The 25,339-nt window shown below is 53.3% G+C and carries 23 protein-coding genes; 12 read left to right on the top strand and 11 right to left on the bottom strand.

What is annotated here, in order from left to right:
* Window positions 1–31: 31 nt before the first annotated feature.
* Together CUZ56_RS07525 and surE are read right to left on the bottom strand one after the other, a co-directional pair.
* Window positions 32–859 (bottom strand): protein-L-isoaspartate(D-aspartate) O-methyltransferase, encoded by an 828-nt coding sequence (locus CUZ56_RS07525; protein ID WP_126979773.1) that lies wholly within the window; start codon window positions 857–859, stop codon window positions 32–34.
* Complete coding sequence (gene surE, locus CUZ56_RS07530) at window positions 856–1,611, bottom strand: 5'/3'-nucleotidase SurE (RefSeq protein ID WP_126979919.1); 756 nt, start codon at window positions 1,609–1,611, stop codon at window positions 856–858. The genes CUZ56_RS07525 and surE overlap by 4 nt, the downstream gene beginning before the upstream one ends.
* Before the next feature lie 140 nt (window positions 1,612–1,751).
* Between surE and CUZ56_RS07535 the strand changes: the two genes are divergently transcribed.
* Both CUZ56_RS07535 and CUZ56_RS07540 read left to right on the top strand, forming a co-directional pair.
* Complete coding sequence (locus tag CUZ56_RS07535; protein WP_126979774.1) at window positions 1,752–2,606, top strand: sulfurtransferase; 855 nt, start codon at window positions 1,752–1,754, stop codon at window positions 2,604–2,606.
* A gap of 254 nt (window positions 2,607–2,860) precedes the next feature.
* The gene (locus tag CUZ56_RS07540; protein ID WP_126979775.1) at window positions 2,861–3,592 is read left to right on the top strand and encodes a metallophosphoesterase; all 732 of its coding nucleotides are present in this window, start codon (window positions 2,861–2,863) and stop codon (window positions 3,590–3,592) included.
* 69 nt (window positions 3,593–3,661) lie between these two features.
* On the opposite strand, the gene CUZ56_RS07545 is transcribed toward CUZ56_RS07540, so the two are convergent.
* The 3 genes from CUZ56_RS07545 to CUZ56_RS07555 all read right to left on the bottom strand — a co-directional run bounded on the left by CUZ56_RS07545 (window position 3,662) and on the right by CUZ56_RS07555 (window position 6,819).
* Complete coding sequence (locus CUZ56_RS07545; RefSeq protein WP_126979776.1) at window positions 3,662–5,113, bottom strand: hypothetical protein; 1,452 nt, start codon at window positions 5,111–5,113, stop codon at window positions 3,662–3,664.
* A complete protein-coding gene (locus CUZ56_RS07550; protein ID WP_126979777.1) occupies window positions 5,110–6,108 on the bottom strand; it encodes an ABC transporter ATP-binding protein in 999 nt (332 codons plus the stop codon). Before CUZ56_RS07550 ends, CUZ56_RS07545 begins: the two co-directional genes overlap by 4 nt.
* 150 nt (window positions 6,109–6,258) lie before the next feature.
* Window positions 6,259–6,819, bottom strand: coding sequence for an HNH endonuclease (locus CUZ56_RS07555; protein ID WP_126979778.1), 561 nt, complete (start codon window positions 6,817–6,819; stop codon window positions 6,259–6,261).
* Between the two features lie 218 nt (window positions 6,820–7,037).
* On the opposite strand from CUZ56_RS07555, the gene CUZ56_RS07560 reads away from it, so the two are divergent.
* The 3 genes from CUZ56_RS07560 to lspA all read left to right on the top strand — a co-directional run bounded on the left by CUZ56_RS07560 (window position 7,038) and on the right by lspA (window position 11,790).
* Window positions 7,038–8,000, top strand: a complete 963-nt coding sequence (locus CUZ56_RS07560) for a bifunctional riboflavin kinase/FAD synthetase (RefSeq protein ID WP_126979779.1) — start codon at window positions 7,038–7,040, stop codon at window positions 7,998–8,000.
* A 364-nt stretch (window positions 8,001–8,364) separates the two neighbouring features.
* Window positions 8,365–11,217 (top strand): isoleucine--tRNA ligase, encoded by a 2,853-nt coding sequence (gene ileS, locus CUZ56_RS07565; protein ID WP_126979780.1) that lies wholly within the window; start codon window positions 8,365–8,367, stop codon window positions 11,215–11,217.
* Between the two features lie 42 nt (window positions 11,218–11,259).
* On the top strand, window positions 11,260–11,790 hold the full coding sequence (lspA, locus tag CUZ56_RS07570; protein WP_126979781.1) for a signal peptidase II: 531 nt from the start codon (window positions 11,260–11,262) through the stop codon (window positions 11,788–11,790).
* Here the strand turns inward: lspA and CUZ56_RS07575 are convergent.
* Window positions 11,787–13,784, bottom strand: a complete 1,998-nt coding sequence (locus tag CUZ56_RS07575; RefSeq protein ID WP_126979782.1) for an FUSC family protein — start codon at window positions 13,782–13,784, stop codon at window positions 11,787–11,789. The two genes, lspA and CUZ56_RS07575, sit on opposite strands and share 4 nt — an antisense overlap.
* A gap of 891 nt (window positions 13,785–14,675) precedes the next feature.
* Here CUZ56_RS07575 and CUZ56_RS07580 point away from each other — a divergent pair.
* The 4 genes from CUZ56_RS07580 (at window position 14,676) to CUZ56_RS07595 (ending at window position 18,722) form a co-directional block, all read left to right on the top strand.
* On the top strand, window positions 14,676–15,380 hold the full coding sequence (locus CUZ56_RS07580) for a phosphoribosyltransferase (RefSeq protein ID WP_126979783.1): 705 nt from the start codon (window positions 14,676–14,678) through the stop codon (window positions 15,378–15,380).
* 62 nt (window positions 15,381–15,442) lie between these two features.
* The gene (locus tag CUZ56_RS07585; protein WP_204250861.1) at window positions 15,443–16,183 is read left to right on the top strand and encodes a sulfite exporter TauE/SafE family protein; all 741 of its coding nucleotides are present in this window, start codon (window positions 15,443–15,445) and stop codon (window positions 16,181–16,183) included.
* A gap of 353 nt (window positions 16,184–16,536) precedes the next feature.
* On the top strand, window positions 16,537–17,478 hold the full coding sequence (locus CUZ56_RS07590) for a bifunctional enoyl-CoA hydratase/phosphate acetyltransferase (RefSeq protein WP_126979785.1): 942 nt from the start codon (window positions 16,537–16,539) through the stop codon (window positions 17,476–17,478).
* A 41-nt stretch (window positions 17,479–17,519) separates the two neighbouring features.
* Complete coding sequence (locus CUZ56_RS07595) at window positions 17,520–18,722, top strand: acetate/propionate family kinase (protein ID WP_204250862.1); 1,203 nt, start codon at window positions 17,520–17,522, stop codon at window positions 18,720–18,722.
* Window positions 18,723–18,901: 179 nt separating this feature from the next.
* Here CUZ56_RS07595 and CUZ56_RS07600 read toward each other — a convergent pair whose 3' ends face one another.
* The gene (locus CUZ56_RS07600; protein ID WP_126979787.1) at window positions 18,902–19,120 is read right to left on the bottom strand and encodes a hypothetical protein; all 219 of its coding nucleotides are present in this window, start codon (window positions 19,118–19,120) and stop codon (window positions 18,902–18,904) included.
* A gap of 88 nt (window positions 19,121–19,208) precedes the next feature.
* Entirely contained in the window at window positions 19,209–19,802 is a 594-nt protein-coding gene (orn, locus tag CUZ56_RS07605; protein ID WP_126979788.1) for an oligoribonuclease, read from the bottom strand.
* A gap of 55 nt (window positions 19,803–19,857) precedes the next feature.
* On the opposite strand from orn, the gene CUZ56_RS07610 reads away from it, so the two are divergent.
* From CUZ56_RS07610 to CUZ56_RS07620, 3 genes are read left to right on the top strand one after another with little or no spacing between them, the layout of a single operon-like run.
* Window positions 19,858–21,144 carry a M48 family metallopeptidase gene (locus CUZ56_RS07610; protein WP_126979789.1) on the top strand — a complete coding sequence of 429 codons (1,287 nt, stop codon included), beginning with the start codon at window positions 19,858–19,860 and terminating at the stop codon, window positions 21,142–21,144.
* Between the two features lie 21 nt (window positions 21,145–21,165).
* Window positions 21,166–22,062 (top strand): ribosome small subunit-dependent GTPase A, encoded by an 897-nt coding sequence (rsgA, locus tag CUZ56_RS07615; protein WP_126979790.1) that lies wholly within the window; start codon window positions 21,166–21,168, stop codon window positions 22,060–22,062.
* Between the two features lie 49 nt (window positions 22,063–22,111).
* The gene (locus tag CUZ56_RS07620) at window positions 22,112–22,744 is read left to right on the top strand and encodes a LysE family translocator (protein ID WP_126979791.1); all 633 of its coding nucleotides are present in this window, start codon (window positions 22,112–22,114) and stop codon (window positions 22,742–22,744) included.
* A 102-nt stretch (window positions 22,745–22,846) separates the two neighbouring features.
* Here the strand turns inward: CUZ56_RS07620 and CUZ56_RS07625 are convergent, their stop codons facing one another.
* From CUZ56_RS07625 to CUZ56_RS07635, 3 genes are all read right to left on the bottom strand, one after another.
* Window positions 22,847–24,013 carry a metallophosphoesterase gene (locus CUZ56_RS07625; RefSeq protein WP_126979792.1) on the bottom strand — a complete coding sequence of 389 codons (1,167 nt, stop codon included), beginning with the start codon at window positions 24,011–24,013 and terminating at the stop codon, window positions 22,847–22,849.
* 117 nt (window positions 24,014–24,130) lie between these two features.
* The gene (locus CUZ56_RS07630; protein ID WP_239442251.1) at window positions 24,131–24,853 is read right to left on the bottom strand and encodes a CoA pyrophosphatase; all 723 of its coding nucleotides are present in this window, start codon (window positions 24,851–24,853) and stop codon (window positions 24,131–24,133) included.
* A 12-nt stretch (window positions 24,854–24,865) separates the two neighbouring features.
* Window positions 24,866–25,279, bottom strand: coding sequence for a hypothetical protein (locus tag CUZ56_RS07635; protein ID WP_126979793.1), 414 nt, complete (start codon window positions 25,277–25,279; stop codon window positions 24,866–24,868).
* Window positions 25,280–25,339: the final 60 nt, after the last annotated feature.

A 25,339-nucleotide genomic window follows, 5' to 3' on the forward strand; every position in this document is an offset into this window, starting at 1 on the left:
TACCTCTGAAATAAATAAATTAGATACTATTTTATGATGTCCCTGATTTTAAGGGCACAAACTGCACAGCTTCAAGCACATATTTTTGCCACCCCTGTTCAGTCCGCTCCACTTTGACCAGTGCCTGCATACCGGCCCCGGATGCAATCGGGGCCACCAGACAGCCGCCTACTGCCAACTGCTCGAGCCACGAAGCCGGAAGATCCTCCCCGCCAGCGGCCGCAATGATGGCATCATAAGGCGCACCGGAAGCAAATCCAAGCATACCATCAGCGTAAATCAAATGCACATTGCCAAGCCGCAATGGCCTTAAGTTCACTCTGGCACGTTCATGCAGCCCTTTCAGCCGTTCAACACTATACACTTCTTTGGCCAACAAGGATAATACCGCAGCCTGATAGCCTCCGCCGGTCCCAATTTCGAGCACCCTTTGCAGCGATGCGCCGGTTTTGGGCATGATCAGCTCCAGCATACGCGCAACCACAGAGGGTTTAGAAATGGTTTGACCAAGCCCGATCGGCAGGCTGGTATCTTCGTACGCCTGGCTGACCAGAGCCGTATCCACAAAATAATGGCGCGGCACCTGAGCCATGGCCTGTAAAACGCGCTCATCACGGATACCGTTTTGAGACAGGCGCTGAACCATGCGTATACGCAGAGAATCCTCATTGCCTGCAATGCCGGCCCTTGCAGAAGCCCCCGCCACGTTTCCCGCCGGACCGGAAGGACGCACAGCACTGCCTGCTTTGGCACCAACCTTAACGCCAGGCGGGCGTGCCGGCTGAACCGGCGCCTGCAAATCCAGCGTGACCGGAAAGCGCTTTTTTTTGGGCGTACCGGGCGTGTCCGCAGCACTCATAAAACGGACTCCCACCGGCGCATGCCCTGGTAATCTGTCAAATCCGAGCGCAAAGGCGTTACCGACACCCGGCTGCTGGTCACCGCATGAAAATCGGTACCTTGCGCATCGTCCTTGGCAGCCCCGGATTTGCCTATCCAGTAAATCGGCTCACCATACGGGTTATGCGTCTGGATGGCAGGCTCACTGGCATGCCGCTTGCCCAAGCGGGTAATCTCTGTTCCCTGGAGCTGCTCATACGGCACATTGGGCACATTCACATTGAGCAGCCATGGCGGCTCAATGGCACTGGGCCCGATCAGTTTGGAAGCAGCCAGGCTGCTCACCAGATCTTTGGCGACCTGTGCCGCTGTATCCAAATGCTCCCAGCCCCGTTTAACCAGTGAAAACGCAATCGCCGGAATACCAAACAAATACCCTTCCAGTGCCGCGGCAACGGTCCCGGAATAAATCGTATCGTCCCCCATATTGGCACCATTATTGATACCTGCCACCACCAGGTCAGGGCGGTACCCCAATAACCCTGTCAGGGCAATATGCACACTGTCAGAGGGTGTTCCGTTAACAAACCGAACCCCCTCCCGGGCCTGAAACACCTGTAGTGGCCTGTTCAGGGTCAAACTGCTGGACATTCCGCTTGAATTCTGCTCCGGCCCCACCACCTCGACTTTAGCCAAAGAACTCAATGCCTGAGCCAGTGCATGAATGCCTGGCGCCAGATAGCCATCGTCATTGGTAACCAGAATTTTCAGTGCAGACATAACAACATAGCAACATAAGATGTGAAATCTTTGACATTTTCGCCCTTCAAAACAATAAGTGCTGACATGACAAAGCCAATTCCCTATATTATTACATCAGTAGACAACTTCATTGGCCCAATGTGACAAGTATGCAACCCTCTCCCTTAATTTCTGTCGCTGAACTTCAGCAGGCGCAGCAAACTCCAGCAGGTGATATTCTGCTCATTGACTGCCGTTTTGACTTGTCAAACCCGCAGGCCGGGCAGCAACAGTATGCGCAAAACCACCTGCCAGGGGCTGTTTTTCTGAACCTGGACAAGGACTTATGCGGCATTAAAACCGGAACCAATGGCCGTCACCCGCTGCCCGAGCGCGAAACGCTGGCCCAGAAATTACGCACGCTGGGGGTTAACCAAAACACATCAATCATTGTCTATGACCAGCAGGACAGCATGTTTGCAGCACATTTGTGGTGGTTATTACAGTGGTTAGGGCACGCTCATGTACGTGTTCTGGACGGGGGGCTGGTCGCCTGGGAAAACAAGGGCGGCCCCCTGAGTACCGAATTGCCCCCGGCACGGCCCGAAGGCAATTTTCAAGCACAACAGCCTTTAACCCCAACGGTCAATGCCGACCAGATTCTTCGAAATCTGGGCTCGTCACAACTCTATATCATTGATGCACGTGCGCCAGAACGTTTCCGGGGCGAGGTTGAACCACTGGATCCTGCCGCAGGGCACATTCCAGGGGCAATTAACCGGTTTTTTAAGCAGAATCTGCAAGCTGACGGCACTTTCAAAGCCCCGGAGCAGTTGCACCAGGAGTGGGTACAAATTTTAAATAACCACCCTCTAGATACCGTAGTGCATCAATGCGGCTCAGGCGTTTCTGCATGCCATAACCTGTTGTCTATGGTACACGCCGGCTTTAACATGGCTGCACTATACCCGGGCTCATGGAGCGAGTGGAGTGCCAGCCCTGAACGTCCGGTTGCACAAGAATAGAAGCGAAACACAAAATGAGGAGGGTCATTTAATGACGGCATTTTTTAAAACACGGCTCTTTAAATTTTGAATTTAAGCCCACACGTGTATACCATGCCGGTGCCTGAAACAGCCAGACAGTTAAGCCAAATAGCCTGTTTATATTTCACGCCTGACTGCGGAAAGCTGATTTCCAACAAGCACTGCACCCGTTTTCTGTTTATTGGTATACGTTAAGTTCTGGTATAACACAAATTATATGATTGACAGCCACCATGTATACGCATACACAATACTTCAGCGTTAATAAGCATGGACGCGACTTTGCCGTCGGGGATATCCATGGCTGCTTTACCAGGCTGGAAAACGCACTCGATACCGTCAACTTCAATCCCAAAACCGACCGACTGTTCTGTGTGGGAGACCTGATTGACCGTGGGCCTGAATCGGTTCTGGCTCTGGAATGGCTGGAAAAACCCTGGTTCCATGCCATTCAGGGAAACCATGAGTCGATGGTGATCTGGGCCATCCGGGGCAAACCCAACTATTTTGCCGATCATGCAGCGCACGGCGGCAAATGGCTTTACGATTTATCAGAAAAAGAACAGCTTCAGCTCCAAAAAGCGTTTGAACAACTCCCCATCATCATTGAAGTGGAAACCCGGGAAGGTCCGGTAGGACTGGCTCATGCAGATTTTCCTTACGATGACTGGCTGCAGATGGAGCACCGCAACATCGACTCCCGTGAAGCCATGTTTTGCCAATGGTCGCGTGAGCGCCTGTCTCGGCATTACACCGAGCCCATCCGCAATATCCGTGCAGCCATCCATGGGCACACGCCTGTACCTACCATGTGCGTCTTAGGCAACACCTATTTCATCGACACAGGTGGCTGGCTGCCAGATAACGGCTACTTTACCTTGCTGGAGCTTGGTACCCTGAAAGCCTACACAGGCCCGTCCAACCTCAAAGAATACAACCCCTCGCACTCAGCGCTCTGGTTTTAAAGCAACAGCATATAAAGCAGCTATCGAAAGACAACCGCCCTTCTCAGTCTGCTGTTGCTGCTATCTCCATCATCCGTTCAGAATATGGCCCTTCCGGCTTTTCCAACGATCCAAAACCAGGCCCACCATGATGGCCGCCTGCAACAACGGTGAAAGCAGGTAGAGCACAGATACGTCGGAATACAACCCTTCAAAAATGGGGAGAAACAGGAAACTGGCCTTAGGACTTGTCATGCTGATCAAAAGCCACGGCAGCAACATGTACAGTACAACCAGATACATCACTGCAGCCGCATCAGCCCGCCGGTTCTTTTCTGCCAGGTTCAACCACAACACCAGTGCAATATCACGCAGAACAAAAAGCAATGTAGACACCACAAGCAACACCGTACCCAGCGTCAGGTTTGCTGCAGAATAATAACCAGAGCCTGCAAACGGCATGACCATGGTCCATACCAACAAAATCACCCCGACAACCATCGCGACCAGATAACTGGTTCCCCAGGCTGGGAACAGATTAGACAATTTACCCCAATCTCTATGCTTGAAAGCTGTTGAAAACCGCAACCAGGTCATGGCATCCTTGCGTGCAAAAAACAGTTGTATATAAACCGTCAACACAATACATAAAAAACAGCCAAGCAAATAGCTTAACCAGGGACTGCCCAGCCTCCCCTTAAAACCCCAGTCTTCATTGACAAAACCCGCCAGATAAAACATCCAGAACAGCAGGAATCCCAGCCACCACCAGGGACGGTTACGAAACTGCAGTTCAGAACGCATCAGTTGCCACACACTGATCAGCATCCAGACCATCATACAGACTGCGGTCACCAGCAAAATGCTGGAAAGCGATATTTCCAACCCGAACCATGCTATGACCGGCTCTTCTCCCCTGCTGGCACGATAGAACCCCATGCCGGTAAAAGGCATCACTGCAGACCCAAACCATACTGCAATCAAGGCAAGTCCAATAGTTGTGCCTCGCATGTTTTTTGACAGTTGCCGATCCCGTTTGCGCCATAAAGCCAACAACGATGACATACATATCGCATGCATTGTCACGGCAAATATCACCATGCACAAAGTCAGTTTGATAACCAGCCCTGGGTTCAAAGACTCGTTTGCCGAAAACGCGCCCCAGATAAACAGGCACAGCAGCATCAACCCGGCATACCAGGCCATGACCGTGCTACCCAGCAGCTTGCCCCAGACCATCTGCATCGGCAGCAGGCCTGACATGCGCTGTGAATCCCAGGTGCCTTCGGAATACTCCTGAATTAAAGAATCAGAAGCCAGCTTCATGCCCCAGAAAACAGCAACAAACAAAAACCCCGTTGAGCCAACCCCCATCAAGATCTGCCCTGGATTTGAACGTACAGATGCATTGATCAGCATCACGATCAGGCCAAGAATAATGGGAATAGCAATCAGCCGATGCGGCGTCAGCTCCTGCCAGAAGTTACGCGTTAATTCCGGATTTCCCAGATGCAAACTGTAGTTTTCTAAATGTTTCATCATTTACCCCCCATCTGCCGACGGCTTGCTACAGTCTGCATATAAACGTCTTGCAATGATTGTGTCTGCGGTGCATATTCAATGATTTCCCAGCCCTCTGCCAGCAAATCACGCAGCAATTGCGTTTGTGCCGCTTCATCCGCAAAATGCGTACTGACCAGAACAGCCTTGCCTTCATGAACCTGTGCCCTCATCCCCTTAACTGCCAGCCACTGACAAAGAGTATCCAGACGTGTTTGCTGCGCCTGATTGACGCTGATACGCAGCACTTTTTCCTTTTGCACCGCAGATGCAGAAGCGTCTGCAACCCTGCCTGTGGCACCCGCCGAAACAGAAGTACCGCCATCGCCAATTTTCTGATAAGCCAGAATACGCCCCTGTTCCAGCACCAGCATGGCTGTACAGTAAGTTTCCAGCTCCGCCAGAATATGAGATGAGATCAACAGCGTCATCCCCTGCGCAGCCAGATTTTTCATCAATGACGACAAAGCGGCTCTGGCCTCCGGATCCAGCCCTGAGGCAGGCTCATCCATGAACAGCACCTTGGGCCGATGCACAATCGCCTGAGCCAATGCCAAACGCTGGCGCTGACCTCGCGACAATGTACTGGCCAATTTGGGTAGCTGCTCCTTCAGCCCCACCTGCTGAATAGCCCATTGCACGGCCTGCCTCATCTGCTCACCACGCAACCCGTGCGTCCAGGCCGCATAGGTCAGGCACTGATACGCTGTAAGCTCCTGATACAGACCAAAATGGTCCGGCAGATACCCCATGCGCAAATGTGCCTCACGGGGATGCTCCCATACATTGACACCATCAATATGAATCTCGCCTGATGTCGGCTCATCCAGCGCCACCATGCTGCGCAGCAAGGTAGTTTTTCCTGCGCCGTTCGGCCCGACAAGTGCGGTAATGGATTGACTCGGCAGCTCAAAACTGACATCGTCCAGCGCACGCAGCCCCGGATAATCATAAAAAAGATGGGAAACTTTAATCATCAATAACAGCCCAGACAGCAGGTTAACAGAATAGCCTGTGCATCAGATATAACAAACAGACGTTGCACGCAAATGCTCCGATGCCGATTATGGCAGAGAACACCCGATTATCAACCTAATTCCGGTATAAAAAGCGCTGATGCTTTGCACTCAGGCGTTCAGCAAGCGGGAACCACGCGGCAAACGGGAGCACAGAAACGCCATCTGGTCAGCCAGAATCCGCCGGTTCCGCAAAATGAAATCCTCCCACAAAGAAGGCACATAAGGCGCGAACAGAAGCTTCATATGCGCTTGTTCCGGCGTGCGGTTGGCCTTGCGATGGTTACAGGAACGGCAGGCTGTCACCACATTCATCCAGTGATCTGCGCCGCCTTTGGATGTGGGAATGATATGCTCACGCGTCAGCACCTCTTTGGAAAGCTGGCTGCCGCAGTACGCACACATGTTGTGGTCGCGGATAAACAGCTTTTCATTGGTCAGTGCGGGTTTGAGGTCAAACGGATTGATCAGGGGCGTGCCAAACGTGCCAATGATGGAATTGACCGTAATCACCGATTGCCTGCCGCTCACAGCGTTGATCCCGCCGCGAAACAGCGCAATTCGCTCCCCTGCCTCCCAGCAGACGCGATCAGCTGCATAACACAACACGGCTTCCTCCAGCGTCAGCCAGGATTGGGGAACACCTTGAGCATCCAGTTTCAGAACCTTCATGCGACCCCCAGCCTTCAAAAACCGTCCCTTAGCCTGCTCTGACAGCAAAACGCCCTTCGGGTTATGGATGATGGGCCACATGCTGTTCCCCTCACGCCCGCCAAGGCATCTGCCCAGGTCCGGTTCATTTGACAATATGCCAGATGTAACCCCATTATTCAAGTAGAAACTGCCATCCGCGTCAACAAAAATGCTGCAAAAGCTGCATAATTGCACGCATGCAAGTTTTTCGTGGCATTCATCATCAGGCCCTCGCGCCAACATGTGCTCTCACCATAGGCAATTTTGACGGTGTTCACCGGGGACACCAGGCCATGCTTGCGCTTTTGGCCAGCGAAGCCAAGCACCGCCAGGTTGCAGCTACGGTACTGACGTTTGAACCCCATCCGCTGGAATTTCTGGCCCCGCAAAGAGCGCCTGCACGCATTACCAAACTGCGCGACAAGCTCACAGAGCTTGAGCTGTGCGGTATCGATCAGGTGGTTGTGCTGCGTTTTGACCAGCAACTGGCCTCACTCACGCCACAGGACTTTGCCCAAAAAATCATCCGTGACGGACTGCATGCCCAACATGTCCTGGTGGGAGATGATTTTCGTTTTGGCGCCAAACGCGCCGGCGATTACGCTTTGCTGGACAGCATTTCACATTCGCATGGATTTGAAGTTGCGCGCATGAACAGTTTTGAAGTCGCCGGGCAGCGGGTATCGAGCTCGCTGGTCAGAGAAGCGCTGTCGCGCGGCGACATGTTGCAGGCACGCCAGCAACTGGGGCGCCCCTACGCCATCAGCGGACATGTGGTGCATGGCCGCAAACTCGGGCGTGAACTGGGATACCGCACCCTCAACATCCGTTTTGGTCACCCAAAACCGGCTGCATCCGGCATCTTTGTTGCCAATGTCATTGGGCTGGAGGCAAAACCACTTGCAGGCGTAGCCAGCATTGGTAGCCGCCCTACCGTTGACAACAGCGGCGAAGTTTTGCTGGAAACCCATGTATTTGACTGGTGGGGCGACGCTTACGGCAGGGTTGTCACCATTGAACTGCTGCACAAGCTGCGTGATGAGGTCAAGTTCCCCAACCTGCAGGCCCTGAAAGACGGCATTGCGAAAGACTGCGAACAGGCCCGCAATTACTGGCAGCAGTTTCATCAGGAACTCAGCCAGCGCATTGTCACACCCTGAGAAATTCCCCGTAAAACGACATTCTCCCCTTCTGTGCAATTTGGCGCTAAAATAGCAGGCCTTATGGCTCAAATCTGTCATTCCTCTCATTCATGTGGCTGCTGCCCTGCCAGTATCCGCCGTCAAACCACTCGCGATCGAATTACGCGAATATGACTATGGGCATCTGTGCTGCACGTTTTAACGCTGCCGGCAACCATTGTCCTTGCAACTTTGCTGATATTCAAATAACTGCCCGCCTGCTTCAATACCATATCCGTTTCCAGGCCGGTTTATCTGAAAAACCTCTGTTGCTTTCGTTCAGAACCTCCCTGTTATAGCCACGTGTCTGAACATCCAATTTTAAAAAGTGAGTATGGTCGTTATGAGTTCAACTGAAAAAAACAATTACCGAACAACCCTGAATCTGCCTGATACCAAATTTCCCATGCGCGGAGATTTGCCCAAGCGTGAACCGGGCTGGGTCAAAGGCTGGGAAGATAAAGGCATCTACAAAAAACTGCGCGCCGCCCGCTGCGATCACCCTAAATTTATCCTGCACGACGGCCCGCCTTATGCCAACGGCAAACTGCACATTGGTCACGCGGCCAACAAAATTCTCAAAGACATGATCATCAAGGCCCGCCAGTTGGCCGGGTTCGATGCACAGTATGTGCCCGGCTGGGACTGCCATGGCCTGCCGATCGAAAACCAGATTGAGAAACAATTTGGCCGCAACCTCTCCCGTGCTGAGGTACAGGCGAAAAGCCGTGTCTACGCTGCCGAGCAGATCGAGCAGCAGATGGTCGACTTCAAGCGCCTGGGGGTTCTGGGAAACTGGGACAACCCCTACAAAACCATGAATTTTGGCAATGAAGCAGGTGAAATCCGCGCGCTGAAAAAAGTCATCGAACGTGGTTTTGTCTATCGCGGTTCCAAACCCGTGTACTGGTGCTTTGACTGCATGTCGTCGCTGGCTGAGTTTGAAATTGAATACGAAGACAAAAAATCGCAATCACTGGACGTGGCATTTGCCAGCGATGATCCGCAGGCGCTGGCAGCAGCATTTGGATTGACTGCCTTGCCAGATTCCAGCAAACCCGCCTACATTGTGATCTGGACCACCACGGCATGGACAATTCCGGCCAACCAGGCGCTTAACGCAGGGCCACAGATTGAATATGCCCTGGTCGATACCGATAAAGGCTATCTGGTACTTGCCAGCAAACTGGTCAACGACTGCATGGAACGCTATGGCCTGCAAGGCAAAGTCATTTCTACAACCGTAGGCAGCAAGCTGGAAAACCTGCAGTTCCGCCACCCGCTTTATGATGTGGATGCCGGGTACAAGCGCCTGTCTCCAGTTTACCTGGCTGACTACGCCACCGATGAAGACGGTACCGGTATTGTGCACTCGGCCCCTGCATACGGGCTGGATGACTTTTACTCCTGCACATCGCACGGGCTGAAAAATGAAGACATCCTCAACCCGGTACAAACCAATGGTGTTTATGCCGACAGCCTGCCGCTGTTTGGCGGCCTGTTGATCTGGGATGCCGTACCAAAAATTCTGGAAGTGCTGCAACAGGCCGGCAGGCTGCTTTCCACCAAAACCATCTCTCACAGCTACCCGCACTGCTGGCGCCATAAATCGCCAGTGATCTACCGTGCTGCGGCGCAATGGTTTATCCGCATGGATCAGGGGGAAGGTGTTTGCACCACAGACAAGGCCCCTTACAGTCTGCGTGAAAAATCCCTGGAAGTCATTGAACATACCACCTTTTATCCGGAAAACGGACGCACACGGCTGTATGACATGATTGCCCACCGCCCTGACTGGTGCATCAGCCGCCAGCGCAACTGGGGCGTACCGCTGCCATTTTTCCTGCATAAAGACACCGAAGAACTGCACCCCGATACATTGGCCCTGATTGACAAAGCCGCTGAGCTCGTTGAACAGGGTGGCGTAGAGGCCTGGTCTAACCTGGACCCGAAAGAATGGCTGGGTGCAGACGCTGAAAACTACGTCAAGAGCAACGATATTCTGGACGTCTGGTTTGACTCCGGCACCACGCATTACCATGTGCTGCATGGCAGCCACCCGGAATCCGGACACGACCAGGGCCCCGAAGCCGACCTGTACCTGGAAGGCCACGACCAGCACCGCGGCTGGTTCCATTCATCGCTGCTGACTTCGGTCGCCATGAATGCGCGCGCACCTTACAAAGGCCTGCTGACACACGGATTTACCGTGGATGGACAGGGCCGCAAAATGAGCAAGTCGCTTGGCAACATTGTGGCTCCGCAGGAAATCAGCGACAAACTGGGCGCTGAAATCATTCGCCTTTGGGTTGCCTCTACCGACTACTCCGGCGACCTGGGCATTGACGACAAAATCCTTGCGCGTGTTGTCGACTCCTACCGGCGCATCCGCAATACCCTGCGCTTCATGCTGGCCAATACCAGCGACTTTGATCCGATTACCGACAAAGTTCAACTCCATGAACTGTTTGAAATCGATCAGTACATGCTGGCACGCATGGCAGAGTTTCAGGCGGATGTTCTCAAGCATTATGATGTATATGAATTTCATCCGGTGGTTGCCAAACTGCAAGTGTTCTGCTCGGAAGATTTAGGTGCCTTCTACCTGGATGTGCTCAAAGACCGGCTTTACACCACGGCGCCCAAATCGCTCGCACGCCGCAGCGCGCAAACCACGCTCTGGCACCTGACGCAAGCGATGCTGCGTCTGATGGCGCCGTTCCTGAGCTTCACGGCAGAAGAGGCCTGGGCCATTTTTGCCCCGGGCCAGTCTGAATCCGTTTTCATGGAACAGTACTGGGACCTGCCGCTGCCCAGCAACAAGGAAGCCCTGAGTGTCAAATGGAAACGTCTGCAGGAAATCCGCGAACTGGCCAATAAAGAAATTGAGCTGCTGCGCGAAACCGGGCAGGTCGGCTCCTCATTGCAGGCCAACATCGAGATTACTGCCGGAGCAGACGACTATGGCCTGATGCACAGCCTGGGTGATGATCTGAAGTTTGTCTTCATCACTTCGCACGCCACACTGGCTAAAGGTGAAGCATTGAGCATCAAAGTCAGCACCAGTACAGATGCCAAATGCGAACGCTGCTGGCACTACCGTGAAGAAGTCGGCCACAATGCCGACCATCCGACTTTGTGTAACCGCTGCATCAGCAACCTGTTTGGTACCGGCGAAGAGCGTACCTATGTTTAACCCAGGCGTTTTAGGGCGTGCTGACTAACCAACCAAGAATCTGTGGAAAAACAACCTTCTGAAAAAAAACCTCTCAGCAGACAGCGCCTGTTTTATCTGTGGTGTGCACTGGCAGCAGCCCTGGTGGCTGCTGACCAGTGGATCAAACTGCTGATCGTTGAGCATTTCCGGTATGGTGAGGGCATCCCCATCACCTCATTTTTTAATCTGGTACGTGTTCACAATACAGGAGCGGCTTTTTCCATGCTGGCCGATGCCGGGGGCTGGCAGCACTGGCTGTTTGCAAGCATTGCCATCGTGGTGGCGGTGATCATTCTGTTCATGCTGCATAAGCACAGTCAGGAGCGCATATTTTCTCTGGCCCTCAGTTGCATACTGGGTGGCGCCATCGGCAACCTGATTGACCGCCTGATGCATGGCTATGTGGTTGACTACCTGGATTTTTACTGGAAGATGTACCATTTTCCGGCGTTTAATCTGGCAGATACGGCCATCACGGTCGGCGTGGGCCTGATCATTCTGAATGAGCTGCTCAACATCGGCAAAAAGAAAAAAGCCAACGCCAGCCACTAAGCCTGCGGACTTTCCTTCAATGCTTCTTTCGAAGGCTTGCGGGCAAACTGGAGCAACCGCTCGCAGGCGGTCAGCGCATCCACGGCTTCATAAAGCACATCCGATGCCGGATCATCGGCATTTTCTTTGGCCAGATTCCACACGGCCCGAATCGCCCCATGCGTATCGTCGGCAAAGTAAGTCAGCGCCTGCAAACCTTGTTGTGCCACAGGCGTTCTCAGGCGTTGCAGCCTGACAATGACTGAGCCCAGATTCAATACGCCCAAAATACCCAGCGGTGCTTTGTTGCGCAATGCTTTGGCCGCACCCAGATGCAACATCATTCTGAGCACTTCACGCTCTGAACGGGCCTGCCAGTCCTTTTCGGCATCGGTGTATTTGCTGAAATAATCACCGCTTCGCTCCAGCATGCGCTGAAGGTCGCGAATCAGCTTGGTCACCGTCATATAGGCCTGGTCATCGGCCCGCCGGGGCAACAGCCACAAGCTGGCCAGGCATGCACCAGCCACACCCAGCACTACCGCCACCGAATCCACCACAATCTGACCGGTCGTGGCGGCAACAGCCGGAAACATGATCTGCCCCACCAGGAAAAAATTCATATTGGCATCCAGCGCCGGCCCTGCGGTTTTGCTGCTGGTGCGCGCCAGGCCACCGACAAGCAGGAAAGGAATCAGTGACAGCATCAACTGCGGCAATGTGCTGACATAAGGCTGAATCAAAAGCCGGTATGCCAGTGCGACAACAGACCCGACCACAACGCCGGTAAACAGGATCTTCATCATGATGCGCGGGTAAGGGAACGATGCCAGTATCAGACAAAACATGCATGTCCCCAGCGCCATCAGATCCGCCGCATGGCTGCCGGAAACCCAGGCCAGCAAAGACACCGCCAATGTGGTCACCCCGGCCGACAGCGCGCTTTGTTTGGCCCAGTCAATTTCCGCTGCAGTCGCCAGCTTGGGCGGGCTGACCCTCAGCCTTCCGCCGGCCTCCAGCTTGTCAACGCCATGGTAAAGCGCTTTTTCTGCTGCCACCAGTTGTTCCAGCGAGTGATTCAAACGCTGCGCCATGTCAGAAGTGACCGGGGGGTGATTCAACAGCACTTCCGGATGTTGCAGCAACGCCTTAAACGCCTCATCATCCTGGCGCAACTGTGTTGTCAGCTGGCTCATGTAATCGACCAGAATCTGAACCTCTTCATCCTGCACCGTGCGGCCCTCTTCATGCTGGCGCTGCCGGTAAATCGCCGCCGCAGAAGCCATCACTTCCATTGAGGATGCAATCAGCGCTTCGACATGACGCAACTGCCTGTGCCCTGTCACCGAGCCCGCCGCCACGGTGTGCGCACTGCTTTCCAGTTGCGACATGCGCAGCAAAACATCCTGCTCATGTTCATAGGCCGCATCCAGTGGTGCGCCCTGCAGCAGCCGCACAGCAAATTCAACGGCGTCGGCCACCAGCAGCCTGGCCTGGGTGTAATACTCACGCCGTGATGCCTTGGGCGTATAAAAACTCATCACAATGGTCACCACCAGCACCCCGATCAAGGTGCACAGCACACGCGACCAGGCCAGATCGGGCTGATAGCTGTTGGTTAAAGCCGAAGGCAGCACCACCACACCTGCGGTAATACCTGCCAGCATCACACCATAAGGATAAATGCCTTTGATCAAATGCATGGCTCCGGCACATACCGTGGCCCATAAGGAAAGCAGCACAATCTGCAACAGCGCATGGGGGGCACACCACAAAATGACAAACCCAACCGCAGCGCCCAAAGCGGTCCCCAGTACACGCATGAGCGCCCGCTCGAACAGCATGCCGCGCAGCGGCTGAACCACCACCCATACTGCCATGGCCGCCCAGTACGCATTGGCCATATGCCAGATAGAGGCAATGGCAAATGCCAGCCAGGCAGCCAACGCCATCAACAGCCCCCGCTTGACGGCGGCCGCATCCAACCCCAGAGACTGGCCCCAAAACTCTTTCACACTGTTCAACCTTCAAATACCGTGTTATTCAACACCCGCTTTTTTCTGCAGCCCACAACACTGTGGTGAAACAGGCTGGCGCATCATTTTCGCGCTTTTCACCGCCATATTCACCACCGCGTTTGTTCATCAAAGCATGGTTCGACATCCAGGGTCAGGGCTTATTAAATAGGGCGTTACGCAAGTGTGAAAGGAAGATGCAGCACAAGGCGCTGGAGCGCGCCGCGTAACAGGTTACGCAAGCACGAGACAACGCAGTGATGCGCTTGATAGCACATTTACCCTTCGGGTTTGTTGGAATGAAGCTATTGACCGCGTTTCTCAGCTCAGCAAAGGCTCTACCATTGCCTTCGCTTCACGCCTTGTCCTACCCCCATTCCAGCAAACGTAACCTCTCTATTTAATAAGCCCTGACCCTAATCAACTGAAATGACTTTTGCATCATGATTCAAGCGTGCAACACATTGCGTCATTGCGAGAAAGCCTTTGCCCAAATACAAAAAAACACACGCCATTCCCATACCGTGGCATCTGCCATGGCATACCAGCTTGCTGTACATACAGGTTGCTCAGGATGTTCTGTCAATGCAAAACGCGTGTTTTTCGCACCACCTATTGCAGCAACGCATCCTGCCATACCGCATACTGCAGGCCATTCTTCGTATATTCAGGCCTGCGGGTATCAGCATGAAGAGGAATCCATTCCCTGTACTGCTCGCATCATGAATACAGAGAAGGCATGACAATCAAATTATTCAGTTTTATCTTTTCATTTTAAAACGCAGCGCATCTTTTTTCAGCGCACAATCACAATCCGCACCATCACCACTAGGGTTAACACCGACGTACAATACAGGCTGTATATTTTTCACATTGTGACAGGTTGCACCCATGACAGATTCTTTTGCGCCCTATTTTGCGCACATCCATCCTGCGGGTTATCGCAAAACGGCCCCGGCGTCCAACGATACATTCAATCATCGCTACCTCATTAAACTCTCTGATGCCAGTTGGCTTGAAATACCGCTCTGTGCCCTGCCCGGCGACCAGCAGGCCATTGCGCTGCTCATGTCCAACCAGTGCCCTTTGAGCGTCACAGAACACCTGAGCGGCCTGATCGCGGAAAAAGCCGCCATGTTCCAGCCGGAAAGCATCGTCGCCATCCCCACCATGGGGCTGGAATATGGCAGCCGGGTTGCCGCCAAACTGCGTATGGAACATTATGTTGCCATGGGGTTCTCGCATAAATTCTGGTATGACGAACACCTGAAAGAAGCGGTCGTATCGTCCACCAGCCCCGACCAGCGCAAATTCCTGTATCTGGATCCGGCACTGCTCAACCGTGTTCAGGGCAAGCGGGTCGTGATTGTTGATGATGTCATCAATACCGGGGCCAGCATGCTGGCGGCAACACGCCTGCTGCGACGTGCCGGTGCCGAAGTGGCGGGCATTGTGGTTGCACTGACGGAGGGGTATGCCTGGCGGGAAACCCTGTCAGATATCTCCATCATGATGCCTGACAAAGTCAGCGCTGCCGGGCACATTCCGCTGTTCATGAAAAAAGGCAGTGCCTGGGTTGCACAACCCGATACATGAGCCTATGCACTGTGACACCTCTTTTTAACGGCCATATCCACATCAAAAGTCTCTAAGCAATTATGGAAATCATCGTTGTTGTTGCGTTAGGGGCAATCATTGCCGGCTTTGTCCAAGGCGTCTCAGGCTTTGCCTTCGGCATGGTCTCCATGTCCATCTGGGTTTGGGTTCTGGACCCTCATGTTGCAGCAGCACTGGTGGTTTTTGGTGCACTGACCGGCCAGATCATGGCGGCGTTCACCGTCAAGCGCGGCTTTCACTTTCGCATGCTCTGGCCCTATTTGGTGGGCGGACTGCTGGGCGTGCCCATCGGGGTAACGCTGCTGCCCATGATGGATGTCAACTGGTTCAAATTTTTCCTGGGCGTGTTTCTGGTGATCTGGTGCCCAACCATGCTGTTTTTAAAAAACCTGCCCCGGCTCAGCCCGAACCATCGGGTGCTCAACGGCATTGTCGGTATTCTGGGGGGGGCAATGGGTGGCATCGGCGGGTTTGCTGGTGTTTTGCCTTCCTTATGGTGTACCTTGTGCACCTATGACAAGGATGTACAGCGCAGCATCATCCAGAATTTCAGCCTGACCATGCTCTCGGTCACCATGATCACCTACATCGCCACAAATCTGGTTGCTCCTGAGACATTGCCTTTGTTTGCTGTCGTACTACCCGCCATGCTGGTCCCGACATGGCTGGGGATGCGTGTCTACACGCGCATCAACCCGGTGGCTTTTCGGCGGCTGATTCTGGCATTATTGACCCTGTCCGGCATCTCCATGCTGATTTCATCCATCCCCAAGCTGCTTTGAGTACACAGGACGCCAGTTTTCCTTCACAGCATTCTGTTTCTGCCGGCAAGCCTCTTTGCGTTTCAACTGTGAAGAACGCGGCAGGTTTCGATAGATTGTTGTATTTTGTGCACAGCAAAATTAACTTCCCATTTTATGCAAAACTTTTCGGCATATTGTGAATTAAATCCCTTTGTTTTAATTGATATATAGCGGTAAATATGGTACCCTGTGCAGTGCACCAGATGCATTTTTTTGCATTGCACTAATTTGCATCCATGTACCAACGGATCTGCCTACCCAAACAGCGACGTGGTTCTTGGTGACAGCTATAAAGATCACACTTCTTTTTCCTCTCACAGAGGTAACGCCAAATGACAAAAAATCACTATCAAGAACTTCTACAGCTTTGTAAAAACATCCCACCGGTACCGACAGCCGTTGTACACCCCTGCGAATCCAGTGCGCTGCAAGGAGCACTTGAAGCAGCAGAACTCGGCCTGATTGATCCGATTCTGGTTGGCCCGGAACAAAAAATCAAATCCGTGGCGCAGGAAGCCGGACTGGATCTGGGCAACTACCGGATTGAATCTGTCGAACACAGCCATGCAGCAGCCAAACGCGGTGTTGAACTGGTTCGTGAAGGACGCGCCGCCATGATGATGAAAGGCAGCCTGCACAGCGATGAACTGCTCTCCGCAGTAGCATCCTCCAGTACCGGGTTGCGCACGGCTCGCCGTTTAAGCCATGTTTTCGCAATGAACGTGCCCAGCTACCACAAACCCCTGTTCATTACCGATGCGGCGGTCAACATCGCCCCCAACCTGGACGAAAAAGCCGATATCTGTCGCAATGCCATTGACCTGCTGAAAGTGCTGGGCATTGATCGCCCCAAACTGGCTTTGCTGTCTGCGGTGGAAACCGTCACCGCCAAACTGCCCTCCACCCTGGAAGCTGCTGCGCTGGTGGTCATGTCGCACCGTGGTCAGATTGAAGGCGGTATTCTGGATGGCCCGCTGGCATTTGACAACGCCATCAACGCCGAGGCCGCACGCATCAAAGGTATTGTGTCCGAGGTTGCCGGAGATCCTGATGTGCTGGTGGTGCCGGATCTGGAATCTGGTAACATGGTCGCCAAACAGCTGATATACCTGGCAGGTGCACAGGCTGCAGGCATAGTTTTGGGGGCTCGCGTACCCATTGTACTGACCAGCCGCTCAGACCCCGCGCCCGCCCGTATCTCCAGTTGTGTACTGTGTGTACTGCTGGCAGATGCGCAGCAAAAACAGGCTGCCAGCGCACTTGTCAAAAACTGATTCGGGCGTTTACCGGATCTTTTGCATCAGGAGATTTTGGCGTGGAACAAAGCCATGATAAATTGATTATGACCGTCAACGCCGGGTCTTCCAGCATCAAGATCGGTCTGTTTAAAGGCCACCCGGGCCAGGACGTGCCGGTTCTATTTGCCGGCGCCAAATTCGATGGCATTGGCACCCTGCCACGCATGAAAGTCACCCGGGCTGACGGCTCTTTGGCAACTGAAAAGCAGTTTGACCCCAAGGAAGCGCATGACCAGATCACCGCATTCAAGCTGATCTTCCCGGCGCTGCTGTCTGAACTCCACGGGCAGGAGCCGGCACTGATCGCGCACCGCATCGTGCACGGTGGCGAGCACTATACCGAACCGGTACTGATGAACCAGCACCACCTGCAGGAACTCAAAAAAGTGATTCCGCTGGCTCCCTTGCACGAGCCTTTTAACCTGGCCCCAATTGAGCAGATACTCAAAAGCAACCCGACATTGCCGCAAGTGGCCTGTTTTGATACCGCATTTCATGCCAACCGCAGCGAACTGAGCATGCTGACCGGCCTGCCTTACAGCTACTATGAGCAAGGCATACGCCGCTACGGTTTTCATGGTTTGTCATTTGAATACATCAGCCATCAGTTGCACCACGTTGCGCCTTCCATTGCCAACGGCAAGGTCATCATTGCCCATCTGGGCTCCGGTGTTGGTCTGTGCTCCATTGAAAACGGAAAATGCGTTGAAGTCACCACCAGTTTTACCGCGCTGGACGGCGTCCCGATGGGCAGTCGCACCGGAACGCTCGACCCGGGCGTCATGCTGTACCTGGTTGGGCAGGGCAAAACCTACGACGAGCTGGAAAATATCCTTTACCGCCAGTCCGGCTTGCTCGGTATTTCCGGGGTCAGCAACGATATGCGTACACTGCGCTCCAGTGGCGACAAACGGGCGCAGTTGGCTATTGATTATTTTGCCTACCACATTGCCCAGCAGATCGGCCGCCTGGCGGTTACCGTTGGCGGACTCGATGGCCTGGTATTCACCGCAGGCATTGGTGAAAAAGACGCCAAATTACGCAGCCAGGTGGTCCGTTACCTTGAGCCGATTTTCAAACTGGAACTCGATGAGCAGGCCAATGAGGGCAATGCTTTTCAGATATCTTCCGGCGAAAGCCAGGCACCGGTACTCGTCATCCCGACAGATGAAGAAAGCATGCTCGCCAAACATGCATGGAAAATCTATAACAAGCTGTAAACGCCTGCATTTTTCTGTGTGATTCTGTGTGAGTTTGTTGAAAAGCCCGGCCAGCTACTCTGCCCGGGCTTTTTTATCGGCACGTATCAATCAGCCAGCAGGAAAACCAGAACCCCGGAGATACAAAAACGCCAGGTTGATATACCCGGCGTTTTATTCAAATGGCAGAATAGGCCTTATCAATTTTCAGCGCCAGCCACCGCGTCTGTCTTCTGGTTATTTTGCTGTTCTTGCCTGGCTTGCTTTTTCAAGCGGTCTTCTTCCATCAGCGCATTGTACAAATCCACTGTCGGCACACAGTTACATGCCCTGGACTTGTCCGGCAATACACGCCAAAACAGGTAGGTCACCACAAAAAAGATCAGCAAAGGCCATAAAGACAACAGGTGTTGCATCATACAGGCAACCTTTCAGCAAAAACCGCAGATGGGTGTAATATATTACCTTACATTGCCACTGTTTGCAGCACCACAAAAGTGCCGCTGGTCAGGGTAACAGAAAATGTTCGCGGTAATACTTCAGCTCGTCAATCGACTCCTGCACATCGGCCAGCGCGGTATGTGCCTGGCGTTTTTTAAAATTCTTATACACCTCAGGCTTCCAGCGCCGGGCCAGTTCTTTCAGCGTGCTGACATCCAGGTTGCGGTAGTGCAGGTAATCTTCCAGTTTCGGCGTGTACTTCACCAGAAAACGCCGGTCCTGCCCGATCGTGTTACCGCACAGGGGGGAGGCTTTCTCCGGCACGTATTGCTTCACAAAAGCCAGCGTCTGCTGCTCTGCCTCTTCTTCAGTCACCGTGGATGCCTTCACACGCTCAATCAAACCGCTCTTGCCATGCGTTGACTGGTTCCATGCGTCCATCGCATTGAGCACTTCATCGCTTTGGTGAATCGCAAAAACCGGCCCTTGCACGCAGATAGATAAATCCGCATTGGTTACAATAACAGCCATTTCGATAATGCGGTCATGCTCTGGGTTCAATCCGGTCATTTCCAGGTCCATCCAGACCAGATTCAAGTCGTGTTTTACCAGTTGCACGGCTGGTGTTTCAATTTGTGCATTGCTAATTTCGTCATTCATCCCCATATTGTCCCTGATCCGTACTTTTTCTGGTTATTTCTCTTAAACTGCCACTATGACTCTCAGTATTTTTACCTCTTCGCCGTCATCCACGCTGTTTTTCGGGCTGTTCATTGTCTTAACACTTGCCACCCTGGCCATCAAATGCTGGTTGTCGTGGCGGCAAATCCGCAGTGTCAAACAGCACCGGGCTCATGTGCCGGTCGATTTTACCGGTCACGTCACCCTCTCCAGCCACCAGCGTGCGGCTGATTATACGGTTGCACAACAGCGGTTTGGCATGCTGGAGTCAGCATGGAGCACATTGCTGCTGCTGGGCTGGACCGTATTTGGCGGTTTGAACCTGCTGAACCACATTGTGCAGCCCCTGACAGGAAGCGGGCTATGGTACGGCATTGTGCTGATCCTGGCATTTTTCCTGATCAATGGCATACTCGGCCTGCCCTGGAGCCTGTGGAGCACTTTCCGGCTGGAACACCGGTTTGGCTTCAATAATATGACTGCCGGTTTATGGGTCAGGGATTTGATTCTGTCCACCGTCATCGGGCTGATTCTCGGTGTGCCGATCCTGGCCCTGATCTTATGGCTGATGGGTGCTGCCGGTTCATTGTGGTGGCTGTGGGCCTGGCTGGCATTTGCCGCCTGGCAGTTGCTGCTGATGGTGCTGTTTCCTGTTGTGATTGCGCCGCTGTTTAACAAATTCAAACCGCTGGAAGATGGCACGCTGTTACAGCGTGCCACCAACCTGATGCAACGCTGCGGCTTTCAGGCCAAAGGCTTTTTTGTAATGGATGGCTCCAAACGCAGTGCGCACTCCAACGCGTACTTTACCGGCATGGGCAAATCCAAACGGGTGGTTTTTTATGACACACTGCTGACCAAACTGACCCCGGATCAAATGGAAGCCGTACTGGCGCATGAGCTGGGGCACTTTCATTACAAGCACATTACCAAACGCATCGTGATGATCATGGTGCTGAGCCTGCTGGCTTTTGCCGTTCTGGGCTGGCTGTCACAACAGGTCTGGTTTTATACGGCCCTGGGTGTGCAAATGAACACACAGGCCCCGAACAGCGCACTGGCATTGCTGCTGTTCATGCTGGCCGGTCCTGTGTTCACCTTTTTCATTGCCCCCATTGCCGCACAGTTTTCACGTAAAGACGAATTCCAGGCCGATGCCTACGCCTGCCAGCAGGCCAATGGAGAAGATCTGCGCTCGGCCCTGTTGCGGCTGTATGAAGACAATGCCTCTACCCTCACACCCGACCGGCTGTTTGCCAGGTTCTACTATTCACATCCGCCGGCAGTTGAAAGGCTGGCGCATCTGAACGCACAGACATGAACAACCTGATGCCATCACTACATGAATAAGCAGCTTGCCGCGGGCCTGATTACCAGTGCGTTTGGCCGCCATTATCAACTGGAAATTGAGGACGGCAAACGGCTGCTGGCGCATCCGCGCGGCAAAAAAAGTGAAGCGGTGGTCGGAGACAAGGTTCTGTGGCAGCTCAGCCAGGATGAGGCGGTGATCGAAAAAATCCTGCCCCGGCACAACCTGATGTACCGGCAGGATGAGGTCCGCACCAAAGCATTTGCCGCCAATCTGGACCAGGTCCTGATCATGATTGCAGCAGAACCTGAGTTTTCAGAAAACCAACTGAGCCGCTCACTGATTGCCGCTGAGGCAGAGCACATTGATGTCCTGATTGTGCTGAATAAGGCCGATCTCACCGCACCTTTTGAAAAAGCGCTGCAACGCCTGCAGCCCTATCTCAAAATGGGCTATACCATCATCACCACATCGTTGCAGCATGCACAGCCGACCGAATCCATCATGCCGCACCTGAACGGGAAAACGACACTGGTACTAGGCCCCTCAGGCGCTGGCAAAAGCACACTGATCAATGCATTGATCCCCGATGCACAGGCGCAGACCGGGGAACTCTCCAAAGCGCTGAAATCAGGCAAGCACACCACCACCACCTCACAGTGGTACTGGCTGCCGGATCATCAGGGCGCCGTCATTGATTCTCCGGGGTTTCAGGAATTTGGCCTACACCATATTGACTCGGGGCATCTGGCTTCACTGATGCCGGATTTGCGCGAGCACGTTACAGAATGCCGGTTTTATAATTGCACCCATCTGCATGAGCCGGGTTGCGGCATCATCAAAGCGGTAGAAAATAACAGCATTTCAGAAGCGCGCTATAAAATCTACTGCGATGTGATGCAAGATCTGCTCAGCGCCGCCAGGTATTAAACCGTTTTCTGATTTTCGATACACCCATTTTTATAAATTCATCCAAACTATGCTCAGCACGCTGATTCTCTACAGCATCACATGGTTCGCCGTCTCCGTTATGCCCGGCCCCAGCATGATGCTGATGCTGGCCAATGGCCTGACCAAAAACAAACGGCTGGTGATTATGGGCATGCTGGGTGCAAACCTGTCCAGCATCACCATCATCAGTGCTGTCGCCGTCGGACTGGGGGCACTGTTGCAGGCCTCGGAAGCCCTGTTTTCCCTGATCAAATGGATTGGTGTGGCCTACCTGCTGTGGCTGGCCTGGCAAATGTGGCATGCTGAGCCCAAAGCCATTGAAACAACCGCGCCGCGGGAAACCCCTTTCACCAAAGCTTACACACCACTGCAGGCCTTCAGGCGGTGTTTGCTGGTCGGCATTACCAACCCCAAGGGCATTTTGTTTTTTACGGCTTTTTTACCGCAGTTTATTCACATCAGCCAGCCACAGATTCCGCAATATGCCGCACTGGCGGTCATTACGGTCGTTATCGACAGCGCCTGCATGGTCTGTTACGCTGCTGGTGGCATGCAGGCAGCCAAACTGCTCACAGGCACCAACCTGAAGCGGCTTAACCGCTGCTCAGCAATCATCATGACCTGCATGGCCGGTGGGCTGGCGCTGTACCGTAAATCATGATTCATCATTGACGGCAAATGACTCCAAGTCAGTTGGCGATAAACGAGATGCAATACATTGCCCATGCCACGCAAGTGGCACAACAGCCATCAGCTTGAAAGCTCAGTTAAACCGCAAACGGACAATCAACACATCCGGCCGCGCCGTATTGCGCATTGGTGGCCCCCAGGTGCCAGCCCCGGCCGAAACCAGATAATGTGTCTCTGACCGTGTGGAATAACCATACGGGTTTTCAAACACCCTGGCCACAATCAGGTTGACTGGCCATATCTGCCCGTTATGCGTATGCCCGGAAAGCTGCAATGCTGTGCCAGCTCTTTCAGCTTCATCCAGGTGCTGCGGCTGGTGATCCAGCACAATCAGCGGCAATTGTCTGTGCGCGGACGGTACCGCTTCCAAAACCTCTGCTAAAGGCGCTCTTTCCGCATGGGTGAAACGGGGTTTGGAATAATCATCCCGTCCCACCAGCAACAGCTGGTTCTCAAGTACGGCCCAGTCATCACGCAAGATACGAATACCCACCTGCTCAAGAATTTCCTGGCTTTCACTGGCCTGGCCTGAAATATATTCATGGTTGCCTAAAATACCCCAGACACCCAGCGGTGGCTGCACCTGCGCAATCGCATCACGCATGGCATCCAGGTCCAGCAGAATATGGTCATCCAGCACATCCCCCAGAAAAAATACCGCATCCGGCTGGTGTGGGGCAATCAGACCCATCGCCCGCGACAGCCTGGCTGCGGGCAGGGTACGCCCCAAGTGCAGGTCAGACAAAGCGGCAATGGTCAGCGTTTTGCCTTGCAACTCCGGTTGCTGCGTTGGCACTGTCACATCAAACTCACGGACAACCGGATATGCCGCATTGATCCACCCCGCTGCGCCCAACATGACGGTGAGAACCACAACAGCCATGCAAGCCAAATAGCGTGGCCGCTGCCTGTGTTTTTGAGAAGAATTTTGAAAGTAATTTTGAGAAGAAGCGCGAAACAGGCGCCGTATGATGACCACACCATCAGCCACCAGCACCATCAAAAACACATAAATGAAGACGCCTATCCAGATCGCCCCGATCCGCAATAAAGTCATCGCCCATGGCGACGCACTTGAACTGAGATAGCCAAACGGAAAACATGCGGCAATGAACAGCAGCACCAGACAGGTAATCACCCGCACCCGGCCGCTGCCGCGCAAAGCGCGCCAAAACCACCAAATAATCCAGAAGTTGATACAACAGTAAACAAGTGCGACATAGAAAAAAAACAGCGGCATGGTATCAGATATAAAGTGTAGTTCTGTGAATTGTCTGCCAAGAAATCATGCGTGCTCCCGCCTGAGAGCAAACGGTTTACCACATCACCATATTACATCATGGGCCTAAATACCCGATTATTTATCTGCCCGCAAAAACCAGTACAGATTACGCAGCATAGCCGCTGTCGCCCCCCAGATGAAATAACGCCGGTTGCCTTTCACATAATCCATGGAAAGCCAGCGCCTGGTCACGGGTGTACCATCGGGCCTGGCCAGCACAGTCTCATGCCAGCGATGGTTGGCCGGCGTCATCAGGAAAGACAGCGGCACTGTAAACGCCTCAGCCACTTCATCGGTCTGCAGTGTCAAAGGCGCATTTTCAGGCACCATCCCCACCACAGGCGTCACCTCATAAGCGGTCCCCGTCAGGTACTGCGGCAACGCACCCAGCACATCGACCTGTGCCGGTGCAATGCCAACCTCCTCCCAAGTTTCACGCAATGCGGCAGTCACAGCACTGTCATCCTGCGGATCCAGGCGCCCGCCGGGAAAACTGATCTGCCCGGCATGATCTTTCAGATGCATGCTGCGCTGCGTCAGCAAAACAGACAACTCCGGCCTGCCTTCAAAAGTGGATGCGATCGGTATCAGCACGGCTGCTGAGCGCAAAGGCTTTTGCAGATAAAAAGGCTCCAGGTCCTGCACATCATGATGCCAATGTTGCGGTGGATAGAGAAATCGATCACGCAGATAATGCTCGCTCAACTGAGACGCATTTAACGCAGGCAGGTCAGTATCTACCTTGACAACAGGCACTTCCATGGGGTTTCGAATCAGGTATCTTGGAGAATTACTCACTGTTCGGTACTTTTATTTTAAAGTTTCTTCCCGCAGCCGTAGCGTCTGCCCTTTTCCGCCCGTCACAATATATTCACCATCCGACACATAGCGCCAGCGCACCACAAACTGGTCTGACGCAACTTGATAAACCAGCGCACGGTAGGCACTGTCTTGGGCTGGTGAAGCACATGACTGAACGGCAGCCAAATCCGGTGTATGGGGACATTCAACACTCCTCCAGCCTTCAGGCATCAAAGGGCAGCCCGCTTCTGTCTGACAGGCTTGCTGGATCGGTTCCAGCGCATCCAGCAGGTTCTGTCTGACCCGGTATGAGGCATAATTCAGCGACGTATAAGCCAGTACGATGAAAAAAACGATCAGCGCCACAATGGATATCACACTGATACCTTTTTGCTTACGTGAATTCAAACACTTCTTATCCATTGGATGACTCTTTTACAACTGATAGTGAAGAATGATACACAATGTCATTTTCACATACAG

The organism is Saezia sanguinis, assembly GCF_003991585.1.
Classification (GTDB): Bacteria; Pseudomonadota; Gammaproteobacteria; order Burkholderiales; family Burkholderiaceae_C; genus Saezia; species Saezia sanguinis.

What these genes read in the sequence shown, in the direction of transcription:
- CUZ56_RS07525 (WP_126979773.1), bottom strand. Translation starts at nt 859, where the DNA reads ATGAGTGCTGCGGACACGCCCGGTACGCCCAAAAAAAAGCGCTTTCCG.
- CUZ56_RS07535 (WP_126979774.1), top strand. Translation starts at nt 1,752, where the DNA reads ATGCAACCCTCTCCCTTAATTTCTGTCGCTGAACTTCAGCAGGCGCAG.
- CUZ56_RS07540 (WP_126979775.1), top strand. Translation starts at nt 2,861, where the DNA reads ATGTATACGCATACACAATACTTCAGCGTTAATAAGCATGGACGCGAC.
- CUZ56_RS07545 (WP_126979776.1), bottom strand. Translation starts at nt 5,113, where the DNA reads ATGATGAAACATTTAGAAAACTACAGTTTGCATCTGGGAAATCCGGAA.
- CUZ56_RS07550 (WP_126979777.1), bottom strand. Translation starts at nt 6,108, where the DNA reads ATGATTAAAGTTTCCCATCTTTTTTATGATTATCCGGGGCTGCGTGCG.
- CUZ56_RS07555 (WP_126979778.1), bottom strand. Translation starts at nt 6,819, where the DNA reads ATGAAGGTTCTGAAACTGGATGCTCAAGGTGTTCCCCAATCCTGGCTG.
- CUZ56_RS07560 (WP_126979779.1), top strand. Translation starts at nt 7,038, where the DNA reads ATGCAAGTTTTTCGTGGCATTCATCATCAGGCCCTCGCGCCAACATGT.
- ileS (WP_126979780.1), top strand. Translation starts at nt 8,365, where the DNA reads ATGAGTTCAACTGAAAAAAACAATTACCGAACAACCCTGAATCTGCCT.
- CUZ56_RS07580 (WP_126979783.1), top strand. Translation starts at nt 14,676, where the DNA reads ATGACAGATTCTTTTGCGCCCTATTTTGCGCACATCCATCCTGCGGGT.
- CUZ56_RS07585 (WP_204250861.1), top strand. Translation starts at nt 15,443, where the DNA reads ATGGAAATCATCGTTGTTGTTGCGTTAGGGGCAATCATTGCCGGCTTT.
- CUZ56_RS07590 (WP_126979785.1), top strand. Translation starts at nt 16,537, where the DNA reads ATGACAAAAAATCACTATCAAGAACTTCTACAGCTTTGTAAAAACATC.
- CUZ56_RS07600 (WP_126979787.1), bottom strand. Translation starts at nt 19,120, where the DNA reads ATGATGCAACACCTGTTGTCTTTATGGCCTTTGCTGATCTTTTTTGTG.
- orn (WP_126979788.1), bottom strand. Translation starts at nt 19,802, where the DNA reads ATGAATGACGAAATTAGCAATGCACAAATTGAAACACCAGCCGTGCAA.
- CUZ56_RS07610 (WP_126979789.1), top strand. Translation starts at nt 19,858, where the DNA reads ATGACTCTCAGTATTTTTACCTCTTCGCCGTCATCCACGCTGTTTTTC.
- rsgA (WP_126979790.1), top strand. Translation starts at nt 21,166, where the DNA reads ATGAATAAGCAGCTTGCCGCGGGCCTGATTACCAGTGCGTTTGGCCGC.
- CUZ56_RS07620 (WP_126979791.1), top strand. Translation starts at nt 22,112, where the DNA reads ATGCTCAGCACGCTGATTCTCTACAGCATCACATGGTTCGCCGTCTCC.
- CUZ56_RS07625 (WP_126979792.1), bottom strand. Translation starts at nt 24,013, where the DNA reads ATGCCGCTGTTTTTTTTCTATGTCGCACTTGTTTACTGTTGTATCAAC.
- CUZ56_RS07635 (WP_126979793.1), bottom strand. Translation starts at nt 25,279, where the DNA reads ATGGATAAGAAGTGTTTGAATTCACGTAAGCAAAAAGGTATCAGTGTG.